This is a genomic window from Synechococcus sp. LA31 (genome assembly GCF_018502385.1).
In the GTDB taxonomy this organism is placed as follows: Bacteria; Cyanobacteriota; Cyanobacteriia; order PCC-6307; family Cyanobiaceae; genus Vulcanococcus.
The window spans coordinates 1-12885 of the sequence record NZ_CP075523.1; the positions used below are offsets into that span (position 1 = coordinate 1).

General features: G+C 65.1%; 14 protein-coding genes. 3 read left to right on the forward strand and 11 right to left on the reverse strand.

Annotated elements, in window-relative coordinates; translation table 11 throughout:
• The coding region (locus tag KJJ24_RS00005) for an SOS response-associated peptidase (RefSeq protein WP_214339880.1) at positions 1–403 on the forward strand (403 nt) is incomplete at its 5' end.
• Positions 404–504: 101 nt separating this feature from the next.
• Positions 505–1185 carry a potassium channel family protein gene (locus KJJ24_RS00010; protein ID WP_250545044.1) on the forward strand — a complete coding sequence of 227 codons (681 nt, stop codon included), beginning with the start codon at positions 505–507 and terminating at the stop codon, positions 1183–1185.
• On the opposite strand, the gene ribD is transcribed toward KJJ24_RS00010, so the two are convergent.
• The 8 genes from ribD to grrP all read right to left on the reverse strand — a co-directional run bounded on the left by ribD (position 1182) and on the right by grrP (position 9470).
• Positions 1182–2261, reverse strand: coding sequence for a bifunctional diaminohydroxyphosphoribosylaminopyrimidine deaminase/5-amino-6-(5-phosphoribosylamino)uracil reductase RibD (gene ribD, locus KJJ24_RS00015; RefSeq protein WP_214339883.1), 1080 nt, complete (start codon positions 2259–2261; stop codon positions 1182–1184). The two genes, KJJ24_RS00010 and ribD, sit on opposite strands and share 4 nt — an antisense overlap.
• A complete protein-coding gene (locus KJJ24_RS00020; protein WP_214339884.1) occupies positions 2258–2761 on the reverse strand; it encodes a DUF3122 domain-containing protein in 504 nt (167 codons plus the stop codon). The genes ribD and KJJ24_RS00020 overlap by 4 nt, the downstream gene beginning before the upstream one ends.
• 368 nt (positions 2762–3129) lie before the next feature.
• Positions 3130–5640, reverse strand: a complete 2511-nt coding sequence (locus KJJ24_RS00025; RefSeq protein ID WP_214339885.1) for a GH116 family glycosyl hydrolase — start codon at positions 5638–5640, stop codon at positions 3130–3132.
• Positions 5641–5667: 27 nt separating this feature from the next.
• Positions 5668–5919, reverse strand: coding sequence for a hypothetical protein (locus KJJ24_RS00030; RefSeq protein ID WP_214339888.1), 252 nt, complete (start codon positions 5917–5919; stop codon positions 5668–5670).
• A 17-nt stretch (positions 5920–5936) separates the two neighbouring features.
• A complete protein-coding gene (locus KJJ24_RS00035) occupies positions 5937–6983 on the reverse strand; it encodes an AI-2E family transporter (RefSeq protein ID WP_214339890.1) in 1047 nt (348 codons plus the stop codon).
• A 1-nt stretch (position 6984) separates the two neighbouring features.
• Positions 6985–8178, reverse strand: a complete 1194-nt coding sequence (gene grrM, locus KJJ24_RS00040) for a cyclophane-forming radical SAM/SPASM peptide maturase GrrM/OscB (RefSeq protein ID WP_250544811.1) — start codon at positions 8176–8178, stop codon at positions 6985–6987.
• A complete protein-coding gene (gene grrA / locus KJJ24_RS00045) occupies positions 8175–8549 on the reverse strand; it encodes a GrrA/OscA1 family cyclophane-containing rSAM-modified RiPP (RefSeq protein ID WP_214339891.1) in 375 nt (124 codons plus the stop codon). The genes grrM and grrA overlap by 4 nt, the downstream gene beginning before the upstream one ends.
• Before the next feature lie 39 nt (positions 8550–8588).
• The gene (gene grrP / locus KJJ24_RS00050) at positions 8589–9470 is read right to left on the reverse strand and encodes an extracellular substrate binding-like orphan protein GrrP (protein WP_214339892.1); all 882 of its coding nucleotides are present in this window, start codon (positions 9468–9470) and stop codon (positions 8589–8591) included.
• A gap of 83 nt (positions 9471–9553) precedes the next feature.
• Here grrP and cbiE point away from each other — a divergent pair, with 83 nt between their 5' ends.
• Complete coding sequence (gene cbiE, locus KJJ24_RS00055; RefSeq protein ID WP_214339893.1) at positions 9554–10807, forward strand: precorrin-6y C5,15-methyltransferase (decarboxylating) subunit CbiE; 1254 nt, start codon at positions 9554–9556, stop codon at positions 10805–10807.
• Here the strand turns inward: cbiE and KJJ24_RS00060 are convergent.
• The 3 genes from KJJ24_RS00060 to KJJ24_RS00070 are packed head-to-tail and all read right to left on the reverse strand — an operon-like array spanning position 10752 to position 12859.
• The gene (locus tag KJJ24_RS00060; protein ID WP_214339894.1) at positions 10752–11264 is read right to left on the reverse strand and encodes a DUF192 domain-containing protein; all 513 of its coding nucleotides are present in this window, start codon (positions 11262–11264) and stop codon (positions 10752–10754) included. The two genes, cbiE and KJJ24_RS00060, sit on opposite strands and share 56 nt — an antisense overlap.
• Positions 11265–11291: 27 nt before the next feature.
• Positions 11292–11945, reverse strand: a complete 654-nt coding sequence (locus KJJ24_RS00065; RefSeq protein ID WP_214339895.1) for a response regulator transcription factor — start codon at positions 11943–11945, stop codon at positions 11292–11294.
• Positions 11942–12859: an NAD(+) kinase gene (locus tag KJJ24_RS00070; RefSeq protein WP_214339896.1), complete on the reverse strand. Its 918-nt coding sequence runs from the start codon at positions 12857–12859 to the stop codon at positions 11942–11944. Before KJJ24_RS00070 ends, KJJ24_RS00065 begins: the two co-directional genes overlap by 4 nt.
• Positions 12860–12885 lie beyond the last annotated feature (26 nt).

Sequence of the window (12885 nt, forward strand, 5' to 3'; positions counted from 1 at the left end):
TGCCCGAGCGGAAACAGTGGCGGAGAAACCCAGTTTTCGCGGTGCTTGGCGGCATCGGCGCTGCTTGCTGCCGGCCAATTCCTTTTTGGAGAAAGGCCATCGCATCCAGCGGCGGGATGGAGCGCTGTTCTGGTTGGCGGGCATCTGGGATCGTTGGATCGGTCCCGATGGCAGCGAAGTGGAGAGCTGCTGCGTGCTCACCTCTCCACCCAATGCCCTGGTGGCGCCACTGCACAACCGCATGCCGGTGGTCCTTCCCGATGGACTGGAGCAGGCCTGGCTGGAAACGAAAGATGGCCCAGGCCTGCGCGCGCTTGAACCCTTGCTGCTGGGTTGGGATGGTGGAGGTTGGTGTGTGGATCCGCCGCCGCGGGCGAACGAGCAGTTGCCACTGTTCGTTTGATCTTCACAATGGCTCCAGTTCGGCAGCGCGTGCCCATGCGATCTCGGCTGCAGCGTCGCCGGCACCGTGGTTATGTCGGGCTCCTGATCACCTGTTTGGCTGTGATCACCTGTCTGATGCTGCCCCATGGGTTGCGTCAGCTGGCTGCGATTGGTTACCTCTCCCTGCCCTTGGTGTTGTTGAGCGCGCTCGGCAATCCCATCGACCAGGGGCGCTGGCCGCAGCTGCGAACTCACATCTACAGACTGCTGGCCTTCACAACCTGGGTTGCGTCGCTGGTTTGGTATCTCACCCCCCTCTCGCAGCAGGGCACGGGTGTGGCGTTGCTGGCGTTATGGGCGCTGCTGGTGCTGTGGAGTTGCGAGCGCTTGATCCGCAATTTGGCCATGGAGCGTTGCATCAATCGCGAGGTGCTGTTAGGTGCCCTGGCGGGTTATTTGTTGCTTGGACTCGCGGCTGGGTTGTTGTTCAGTGGGCTGGAAACGGTGGCGCCCGGAAGCTTTGCGGCTGGTCGGTCTTTGGAGGGCCCTGTGCTGCGCTGGCAGGGAGCCACGCCTGATCCATCGAGCCCCGTGTGGACGGTGGATTTCGTTGAGCTCAACTATTTCGCCTTCGTCACCCTCACCACCACTGGCTATGGCGACATCCACCCGGTGACGCCGCAGACCCAGATGCTCTGCGTGCTGGTGGCGATCACCGGCACGGTGTATCTGGCGATGGTGATGGGTCTGCTGATCAGCCGCTACACCGCCCGCGATGTGGAAGATGATCTCGAAAACTAGGAGGTGAGCTCCAGGAGCCAGTCGGCCCCAAAGCGCTGCAACGATTGGGGGTGCCACGGCTCCGCCTGATTCACGCTCACCAGCCCCAGATCTCCCAGGGGGGTGCGGGCTGCATGGCCACCGAGAAGTTTGGGGGCCACCATCGCGGCCACCCGTTGCACGCAACCTTGCTGCAGGGCTGCCGCCGCCAGCTCGGGGCCGCACTCCCAGAGCACCTGATTGCAGCCGCGTTGCGCCAGCGCTTCCAGCAATGCTTTGGGTTCGCAGTGCCGCAGCGCGAGACGCTCCACGCCCAGATCGTCGAGCAGGTGGCGGCGAGGGGCTGGTGCCTCAGCGTTATGCACCACCAGAGTGGGTGCCTTGTTCTGGTTCCACAGCTGGGCTCCAGCCGGCAGATCCAGCGATCGGCTGAACACCACCCGCAGGGGCTCGGGGTTGCCTTGGCCGCGGCTGGTGAGTTGTGGGTTGTCGGCGCGCACGGTGCCACCCCCCACGATCACGGCATCGCATTGAGCCCGCAGCCGATGCACCCAGGCGCGGGCCGCAGGGCCGGTGATCCATTGGCTGGAGCCGTTGGGGAGGGCTGTGCGGCCATCGAGGCTCATCGCCCACTTGAGCAGGCCCAGCGGCCGGCCGTGCTCCACGCGATGGATGAAGGCGCGGTTGAGCTGTTGGGCCTCAGCTGCGCACACACCTTCCTCCACCGCGATGCCAGCAGCGCACAGCTGGGCGATACCGCTGCCGGCCACGCGAGGATCGGGGTCACGCATCGCCACCACCACCCGCGCCACGCCGGCCGCGATCAGGGCATCGCTGCAGGGTGGTGTGCGGCCGTGGTGGCAGCAGGGCTCCAGCGACACCACGGCCGTGCCGCCGCGAGCGCGATTGGCGGCCTGGCGCAGGGCGTGTACTTCGGCATGGGGGGTGCCAGCTCGCTGGTGGAATCCTTCTCCCACCAGCTGGCCGGCAGCATCGAGCACCACACAGCCCACCATTGGATTGGGGCTGGTGCGGCCGCTGCCGAGGGCGGCCAGCTGCAGCGCTCGCTGCATCCAGGGGCGCCAGCTGGCGCTCATGCCTCGCGCCAGCTGGGCAGACTGCGCCATTCGCCCACCACGTAGGGGGGCACGGGCAGTTCCACGAAGACCCCAGGCAGCTCGAGGCGTAGAGGCCGGTTTTGATGCAGATCCGTGAGCAATGGATTGAGATCGAATTCGGCCGCTGCATCCCGGCCATCGGTCGCCAGCTTGGGGTTGGCCGTGGTGATGTCGGCGAGCTCCCAAGTGCCACGCCCTGAGTGCACGATCAACGAGGTGGGGTGATCAAGGCGTACCCGGCCGGGGTAGCCCACGATCCGCAGCGTGACCGGCCCGCCGGGAGGACCGGTGCGGTAAGCCACGGCCTGCCAGCTTTGGTAGTCGAGGTCGCGAAGGCTTTCGAGGCTGCGTACCACCTCTTGGCCGTTTTCATCTGGATGGGCATGCACCTGGGCCCAGGCCGGCTGCAGCGGTGTGAGCAGCAGCAGCACGGCGGCCACCAGGGTCAACAACCAGCGAGCGCGTGAACCGGATCCCATGGGCCTGTGGAGCTGCCGCACAGCGTATGGGCCGGCGGTGCTCAGTCGTAGTGGCTCCAGAGCCTGAGCACCTTCACCACAGTGGCCTCAGGATCCACGGCGTAGGCCAGCCGATCGCTGAATGTTGATGCGCGGGAGGGTGAACAGAACGCGCCAGTTCACCAGCCAGCGTCCTCGCTCCGTTCCTCCACAGCGGTAGCAAGGCCCTCGAGGATCGACTCCCGCATGTCGGGAATCTCAACGGGCTGGTGTGATTCGCGCACCTCGTCGATCAGTGCCAGCGACGACGGGCTTCGCTGGCACTGATCGAGCCCATGACTGCATGAATCCGTACCGCTATTGCTACGGGCGTTGCGCTGGTTTGCGGCTCAGTTCCGTTCCGCCCCCGGGATGGGCTGCCAATCGGTGTGGGTGGCCCACACGCCCCAGATCGCCATCGCTCGCAGGTAGTGGCAGGCGCGGAAGGTGTTCACGGCGGTGATCGCTTCTGGGGTGCGGAACTGCAGCCCGCCTGTGTACACCTGATTCACGACAGCAGAGGTGATCGCCAGCGCTGTGCCGGTTTCGCCCATCAGGCGGTAATAGCTGGCGATGCCGAAGTTGATCCCTGTCCACACCTCCAGCGGGTGGGTGCCATTTGGATCCAGGGGGGTGCCATCGCGGCGTAGGCCATTGGCTACGCCAAGCTTGCCGCCTTCAAATTTTTCGAAGCAGGCTTCCTTCACGGCCTTGAGCGTGCTGCGGCTGTTGGCCTCACTCACCACAGGCTGTAGCCCAAGCAGCCGCGCATAGAAATCACCACACAGCTGATCGGCCATCACCACAGGCGTACCGCTCTCGGCATCGATGTCGTAGTACTCGCCGTTCCAGAGAAGCTTGTCGAAGTTGCCTCTGGCTTGCTCCAGCCAGGCGCTGAATTCGCGTTGCTCAGCGGAGGTGTCGAGCCCGGTTTTGAGTTGCAGGGTTTGGGCGATGGCCAGGGCGGCCTCCAGGGCTGCAATCCACAGCGCACCGCAGTAAGCGCTCACCCCTTTCAGGGGCCAATCGTCAAAGGTTTGATCAGGGGCGCCGCCGTTATCGGGTAGGCCGTCGTCATTGATGTCAAACGTTTTCAGATAACGCAGCGCTTCTACCGCCGATGGCCAGCACTCGGCCAGGAAGCGCACGTCTTCTCCGCTAGGTGCCAATTTGTAGGTGCGCCATACCTGCAGCACGTAATCACTGGCCAGGTCTTTCCACAGATTGCAATCCTGATAGGCCGTGTAATTGGTGGCATCCCAGGGCATCTCATTCGGCGCCCCCAGATCGTGGGGGGTGGCCCCTTTCACCTTGCGGTCGGCCTCCACCCGGCCCTTGCCCTGGGTGAAATACCAACCGATCGGCCGCTGGGTGGCATCTGCGGCTGGAATGGCCCGGGCGAAGCTGCGTAGCACCGCCTTGTCGAGCTCCGGCCACAGCTGTAGCAGTGCCAGCGACCCGTAGAGGCGAACATCGAGGCTTTCGTACCAGGCGTAGTCGAGGCACTCGAGTACGCCGAAACGGCCGTGGGGATCCTCAGGCGACGCCGCACTCCAGAGGCTGCCGCCGCTGCAGAGGTCGTAGAGCTCATTGAATAGAGCCATGCGCAAAGGCTCTGGTAGGTCGCTGCGTTCCAGCACAGGCTGCTGCCAGGCCTCGATTTGCTGCCGCCAGCTGCGCCAGTCGCGCAGGGCTTCAGCCGCGATCGCAGCGGCCTGGTTGCCACCGCTGCCGAAAAAGTCGGTGTAACGGCGCAGGGCCTGGCTGCCGCTGGCAAAGGCCGTCACCGGCAGATCCCAGCTGATCACCACCGGGATCTCGATGCTTTCGCCGGGTGCTAGCTGGCACTGCACCGCCAGAGCTGCACTGAGAGGGTCGTTTTTACCGCTGCGGCGGTCGTTGTTGCTATCAGGGATGGAGCCATTGGCACTGAAGCTGCTCCACAGCTCGCTGCCATCACCATGGGGATTCCAGCGGCTGCAGCGCTGGATGCGCACGCCAGGCTGCTCGCCGGTGGCGATGCACCATTGCCCCTCCCCTTCGACCACTGGTGAGGAGCGGTCTCCCTCCAGCACGACTCCCTTGAGGTTGCCCTCATCCACCCAGTGGTTGCGATGGCCCTCGGTTTTGCCAATCGCGGGGGCATAGTTGTGCTCCGGGCTGCCGTCGTCGCGGAAGTGCACCTCCGCGGAGGCATCGGTGTTGGTGAACCAGCCTGTGGTGTTGCGCCAGCTCAGCAGCAACGACAGATCCAACCGTTTGTTGGTGGGATTGCGCAGGGTCCACACGAACACCGCCAGCGGATAGCTGGTGCGCTGGTAATCGCCGGGCAGGATCGGGCTGAAGGCCTCGCAGCTCACCTCGGCGTCATAGACGCCTTCGTAGTTAGTCCAGCTGAGCGGATAACGGGCGGCGTAGGTGCCGCTGCTGCGCTCGGGTGTGCTGGCGGGGTACCAGCTCCAGCTCGGCAGTGGCTCGCCGGCATCGGGGCGGGAGGCATCGTGCTCGGGCTTCACCGCCAGGGCGTGGGCGCGGCTGCTTTCGCCGTTGCTTTCAAACAGGCCGAACTGGCAATCGGGCAGCACACCAAACCAGTGCTCGCCGCCGTCGAGGTGCCAGAGATTGACATTGCCATCAGGCGCCCGGCCGATACACCCTGCTCCGAATCCCCCCAGGGGCATGCCGTGGTTGGGACCGTCGTCGAGGTTGCTGGCGTAGCGAACGGTGTAAGGAGCCTGCCAGCCCAGGCCCAGGGGGCGGCTCCAGCTGGCCTGCGGCGGCTGCCAACGGGAGGCGCTCGTGCGGCCCAGCCCCTTGCCGCGCAGCAGAGATTTCAGGGCAGACAGGCCAAGGCGCGCCATGGGGCAGCAGAAGGTGCCGCCAGCTTGTCAGAGCTTGCTGGTGGGCGCCTGCACCCCCACCTCCTGATCCACCAATGCATCCAGCGTGATGGCTGAGCGCACCATCGCTTGATAGCGCTGCACCACCCGCCGATTGCGCTCCAACCAGCCGGCGGGATTCCCCTGGGCGGCAGCGAGGCTGCCGGTGTGGTCACCATCGAGCAGGTCGAGGTCGTTCTGCTGCTGGATCAGCGCGAGCAACAGCTCATGGACGCGCTGACGGCGATCGGCGTGGGGCATCGCTGCGAATCAAGACTTCAGGGGGCTGCGGGCGGTGTGGTGGCGCCCACCCACAAACGCACAAAGTGATAACCCAGCGATAGCAGCACCGGGCCCAGGAACAGCCCGGTTAGCCCGCCTTTGAGCGTGCCCCCCAACACGCCGATCAGGATGACCAACATGGGGATCGGCAGCCCGTGGGCCATCAGGACAGGCTTCAGGAGGTGCTCCAACAGGGTGGCTGCAATCAGCCAGAGCGTGAGTAGGAGCGCCATCAGCGGGTGCAGCTGACTCCAGGCCATCGCCAGGGCCACCAGCACCACAGGCAGTGGGCCGATCTGCATGAGGCAAAGGATCAGGGCCAGCAGGGTGAGCAGACCCGACCAGGGAATCCCAGTTGCCATCAAGCCCAGACCGATGAGCATCGATTGCAGAACGGCCACGCCCACCACCCCACGTGACACGTTGCGCACGGTGGTGGCGGTGATCTGCTGCACGGTGATTGCATGGTCTGGCGCGAGGCGTTCCAAGAGGCGACGCAGGCGCAGCAGCAAGGCCTCTGAGTGCACGAGCATCAGTGCGGCCACCACCAGGCTCACCAGCAGCTTGAGAAAACCAAGACCTTGGGCCAGGGTGGTTTCCAGCAGGCGTGTGCCGATGTCGGTGAGCGTGCCGGCATGGGTGCGTACCAGTCCGTGCAGATCACCGATCAGGCTGTGCCAGAACGGCTTCAGGGCCGGACCCAACACTGGGATCTCCAGGAGCAGGGCAGGTGGTTGAGGAACTGCCTCCTTCCCTTGGCGCGCCAGCTCAAGCAGTTCGCTGATGTTGCTGAACAGGGCGGCTGCCAGGCCACCCACCGGGCCCAACATCACGGCCAGGCCTGCTACCACGATCAGCCCGGCTGCTCCCCAGCGGTTGAGCCGTAAGCGCCGCTGAAGCCAGAGGTGAAGCGGATGGAGAATCACCGCCAGCAATCCCGCCCACAGCAGGATCTCGGCGAACGGCTGCAGGATCAAGGCGCAAGCCACGCCGAGGCCCACCAGCAGCAGCAGCCGGATCAGGGCATCGATCGACAGCGGCATCTCAGTTAGTAGGTGGTGGTCCTGCTTCGAAGCGATCCAGCAACACCTGAACCGGGATCTGGGTGCGGAAGCGGCAAGCGCTGGTTTCGCTGCAGTTGAGGGTGCCGTGCTCCCAAAACTTGTTGCTGCCCATGCCGCCGCCGCAGAGGCCGTAGTAATCGCATCCGCTCTGGCAGTTGGCCATGCCGGAGGTCACATCGCCCCAGAGCTGCTGAAAGCGGGGACTCATGGCCGCTTCCAGAAGGCTGGTGTCGCGGATGTTGCCCAGGTTGAAGCTGCCGTAGCGATCACTGCTCACCGAGAGCAGCTCGGGATCAAAGGTGGAGAAATTGCCCTGCCAATCCACGCTGAGGATGGAGTAGGGCCGGTTGAGTTCGTTCTGATTGAGGCGGCGGTTGCGCTGGATCAGATCGATCACCTGCTGAAACTCCCGCAGCATCAGGCGATGCCCATCGGCTTCACTCAGCTCCCAGAAGCGGCTGAGGAACTGCCGGTAGCGCTCCTCCTGCTCCCGGCCCTGCATGGAAGAGCTGGTGTGCACACCCTCTTGCTCCTCCACGTTGAACCCCACCGCCTCGATGTTGTTGTCGCGGAAAAAGCGATACATCGCCTCCGGTTGCTCCATGGCGGCAGCGGTCACCACCGCGATCACATGGCAGGGGATGCCATGGCGCTGCAAGGCCTCGATGCCCCGCATGGTGAGGTGATGGGAAGGGTTGCCGTTGCGAAAGCGGCGATGGGCGTCATGAATGGCGGCCGGCCCATCCACGCTCACCCCCACCACGATGCGGTTGCGCTGGAAACAGTCGCACCAGGCGTCGTTGATCAGTGTGCCGTTGGTCTGCACATGCTGTTCAACCACGACCTGGCCGTCGGCAAACTCCCGCACACAGCGCTCGATGATCGCTGTGGCTTCGTCGTAGTAACTGAAGGGGAGGGTGAGCGGCTCACCGGCATGCCACACCAACGAAAGTTGAGGCCCGCAGAAGGGACTCTCCAGGATGCGCTGCAGCAGCAGCGGTAGCAGCTCCAGATCAAACACCCGCCGCTTCTGCCGGTCGGGCAGATAGCAGTAGTCGCAGTCGAGGTTGCAGAGGGAGGTGGACTGCACCACCACCAGGCCGATCGGCCCGAACCGGCTCAGATCGAGATCTGTAAGCGCTGAGCCGGCCGGCGTGACCTCGCTGCTGATCACCAGTTAACGAAGCTGCCGGGCAGCACGTTGCCCCAGCCGCCATTGCCCCATCCACCATTGGGCCAGCCGAGATTGACGTTGATGCCACCACCGCCGCCGTAGTAGCGGCCGCCGTTACCCCAACGACCACCGCCGCCACGGCCAGCATTGCCCCAATTGTGGCCGCCGCCGTTGCCCCAATAACGGGCTACGAGTTCGCCATTGACCGCACTGAGCTGGGGTTGCCAGGCGCCATCGCGTAGGGCCTGGATGCGGCTTTCCAGTGGATTGCTCAGATCAGGAGCTTGATACACCGCAGCTTGAGCCGTTTCGGTGAAGACGGCTGCTGCTGCGGTGAGGGTGAGCAGCTGCAGAAGGGAACGGGGTGCCATGACGTTGAGGCGTGCGGTGATCAGGAGAGGGGGAAACGATCAGGGAAGCGCGAGCAGTGCTGCGGTGAGCAGCACGTTGGTGAAGTACGCCTTGATGACGTTCTGACTCAGGTTCACGTCAGTGCCTGGGCCAACCCACTGGTTGATGCGGCTCTGAGCGTTGGGATCGTCGTTGATGTAGGCCTGCATCAACTTGGCGATCGCCAGATTGCTGAGGTTGAGCAGCCCGGAGCTGTTCTCTGGCACCACGCATCCCACCGCAGAGCGGTTGTAGGGAACCGACGGGGTGACGTTGCCCGCGGGGTCAACAGCGCTGCGGTTGGCCAGAAGCCAGAGGCTGTCTCCGGCGAGAAACTGGATCTCTCCGCTCTTGAGCGCCGCCAAGGCTGCTGCTGGGTTCTCGAAGAGGGCGAGCTCAGCTCCAGTGATCGATTTCTCCATGGCATGGGCTGCCAGGCTGTTCTTGACGGCACCGATGGTTTTGCCCGTCAGTGCAGCGGGAGTGCCGTCGTTGCCCATCGGAGTGATCAGGCGGGTGCCGCTCAGGGCAAAGGGCAGGGTGTAATCCACAAACATGGCCCGCCCCCAGCTGAAGCCTGCTCCACAGGAGAGGTCAACCGCGCCGCTCGCGATGGCGGCAATCCCCTGATCAATGGAGTTCACCGGTTGGGCCACCAGCTCCACTGGCTTGCCGACGTAGTCGCTCAGCTCTTTCTGAATCGCCTTGGCGAATTCAAGGCCGAGCCCGACGTAGCGATTGTCCAGCTGGGTGGAGTAGGGCAAGTTGCCGTTCATCACCACCGTGTTCACCCGGCCGGTGCGGGTGATCCGTTCAAGCACAGTTTCCGCTTGGGCTGGTTGCAGAACCCCGAGGGTGATGCTGATCAGGGCCCCTGTCAGGGCGGTCAGTCGAAGAGCCATCGAGGGAGGCGCAGACCCGGCAGACCGGAGGTTAGGCCAGCTTTGCTGAAAGTGCAGCGTGGTGTTGCGCGCAGAATGACGCGATGATTGAGGTGATCGGCACTGATGCCGGCGCACCGGCCACCCTGCCGGTGCTGTACCAGCAGCAATTACGCGAGGCTGCGTTGATTGCGGCGCCGCGACGGATGCATGCCGCTTTGCGTCATTGGGGTGGAGCTGGGTTGCCGGAGCTGATGCCCAGCGATCAACCCCAGCCGCTGCTCGAGCGGCTCGCGGCCATGGCCCCCGACGCAGCGGTGGTGGTGCTGGCCAGTGGTGATCCTCTCTGGTTCGGTATCGGCCGACTGTTACTCGATGCTCTGCCGCCAGAACGGCTTCGCTTTCATCCAGGTCCCAGTTCGTTGCAGCTGGCCTTCGCCCGCGTTGGCCGTCCCTGGCAGGACGCCAGCTGGCTGAGCCTGCATGGCCGTGATCCGGCACCGCTGGCGGCGCGGTTGCAGCAGCGCCCCGCTGCCTTGGCGGTGCTCACCGATCCAGGCCGCGGCGGGGCCGAGGAGGTGCGCTGCTGCCTGCGGGCGGCGGGTTTGGAGCAGGCTTATGCCTTCTGGCTGTGTGAGCGCCTGGGCCACAGCAACGAGCGGGTGCAGCGCCTGGCCCCTGCCGACCACCTGCCCGCTGATCTCGATCCGCTGCATCTGGTGCTGTTGTTGGCTGAGCAGCCCCCCCTGCCAGCGCAGTTGCCCTTGTTCGGGCTAGCCGATGGGGTGTTTCTGCAGCACCCGGATCGCCCCGGCCTGATGACCAAACGGGAGGTGCGCATTCAGCTGCTGGCTGATCTGGATCTCCCGCTCGAGGGTGTGCTCTGGGACATCGGTGCAGGGGTGGGGTCGATTGGTTTAGAGGCCATGCGGCTGCGGCCTGCCCTGCAGCTCTGGGCCCTTGAGCAGCGGGGAGGATCAGCGGCCTTGATCCGTGCCAACGGCGAGCGGTTGGGTGTGCAGCCAGCCGGGGTGCTGGAGGGCCGTGCTCCAGAAGCCTTGGCTGCCCTGCCGGATCCGGATCGGGTGGTAGTGGGCGGTGGCGGCCGCGATCGCCGACAGCTGCTGCAGGCCGTGCTGGATCGTCTGCGGCCCGGCGGTGTGGTGGTGGTGCCCCTCGCCACGGTGGAGGCGCTGGCGGAGCTGAGGCCACTGTTGGAGCAGGCGGGCCTCACCGTGAGTGTTGCCCAGCACCAGGCCTGGCGTGGGGCACCGCTGGCCGATGGCACGCGCTTGGCGCCGCTTAATCCCGTGCTGGTGTTGAGGGGCGAGAGGCGGGTGCAGCCTGAGATGGCTTGAACGGCCTGATCACAGCTGCACTGCCCACCTTGATCCCGAGGCGGCTGGCTTCGCCGGCGGCCAGCTCCACCACACCATCGCCTGGCTGATCTGGGCCGTAGCTGCGGCACGGCAGCCGCGGGCAAGGGGTGGTGTTGGCTTCGATGGCGATCACGCGGTTGTCGTTGATAAACACCATGTCGAGCGGCTCAGGGGTGCGATGCATCCAGAAGCGGAGCAATGCATCGTCGAACGGAAACCACATGCCGCGTAGAGGAGGAAGCGGCCCACGCAGCTGCAGGCCAATGGCCTGCTCGTGCTGCTCATCGGCCACCTCCAGCTGGATGCAGTCGCCACTTTGAAGGCACCACTCGGCTTCGATGGGCAGAACTTGGGGGGCCTGCTTGGCTTGCAGCGCCGCCGGGGCAGCCAGGACAACTAGGAACAGCAGGCAGTGCCGCAGGGTGCGCATCCGCATGGGTTGGAAGCTTGGGAGGGGTACAGCTCAGCGGGGCGGCGGTCCGTTGCTGAGGCAATAACCCTGGCCGCGCACCGTGTGAATCAGGCGCTTCTCACCGTGCTCCTCGAGTTTCTGGCGCAGGTAGCGCACGTACACCTCGATCACATTGCTCGCGGCGCCGCGTTGGTCGTGCCACACCTGCCGCAGGATCTGATCACGGCTGAGCACCTGGCCGCTGTGCTCCATCAGAAGCTGCAGCAGGGCGTATTCCCGCGCCGTCAGCGCAAGCAGCCGTTGCCCGCGGCGCACCTCATGGCGGCTGGGGATCAGGCTCAGGTCGCCCAGGTTGAGGCGGTCTGCCTCGGGCCGGCCTTTGTCGATCAGCTTGCGGTGCAGGCGCAGCCGCATCAGCAGATCACTGGCTCCGGCCGACGACAACCAGAAATCGGTAGCGCCAGAGCGCAACATCCCGGAGCGGGCGGCCACGCTGTCGTGGCCGATATCGAGAAGAATCGGCGCCGTGCCCAGGCGTTCACGCAGGGCCGGTAGCTGCTCGGCCAGCTCAGCCCCGAGCACGGCCAGATCGCAGCCGTTCTGCAGCTGCTCGATGCCCACACGGCACTGGTAGCCCGAGGCCTCTAGCCGAGGTGCCAGGGCCTCAGCCTCTTGCCCCAGAAGCAGCAGGGTGGCGCTGCTCATGCCGGCCCGCCGTTGCTGGGTTTGGCCACGTGAGGGAGGCCCCAGCCCAGCTTGTTGCGCAGCACCTGGAAAAACTCATGATCCGCTAAGCGCACAAACCGCACTGGGTGTTCGCTGCGGCGGATCAGCACGCGATCCTCCGGCCACACGTAGCAACCGGCGCTGCCATCCACCACCATCATCAGCCGCTCTGGCGTGGCGGGAAACACGGTGACCGGTTCCTGATCGCTGAACACCAGTGCCCTTGAGGCCAACGAGTGGGGCGCGATCGGTGTGAGCTGCAGCACCGGGCAGTCGGGCGTGATCACCGGGCCCCCTGCACTGAGGGCATAGGCAGTGGAGCCTGTGGGAGTGGAGAGGATCACGCCGTCGGCGGCGATATCCACCGGTGCATGGCGCCCCACGGCAATCTCGAAGTGACACATCGAGGTGAGGGGCTCGCGGTGCAGGGCCATCTCGTTGAGGCAGATCACCTCCCAGCGCCGCTGCTCCCCGCGCATCACGCTCACCACCATGGTGGTGCGCTCTTCGAGGGTCCACTCGCCGGCGATCACCTGATCGAGGGCCTGATCGAGCTCCGGTAGATAGGTTTCAGCCAGGAAGCCGAGATGGCCTGTGTTGATCGTGAGGATCGGCACATCGATCGGTGCCGTCATTCGCGCTGCTGAAAGCACGGTGCCGTCACCCCCCAGCACCATGGCCATCGCCATTGATGGATCAAAGCCTGGCGGCACGCAGGCGGCGTGCCCCTTCACGCGCAGATGCTGGTCGGGGTTGGCAAACCCCACCATGCCGGCTGAGCTGCTGGCGCGCACCACCTCGTAGCCCGCATCGCGCAGGCGGGCCTCAATGGCATCGGCGGTGGCCAGGGCCAGATCCTTGCCGTCGTTAACGATGAGGCCGACGCAGGGCAATGACTAGGACTGAGGAACAGCCGGCT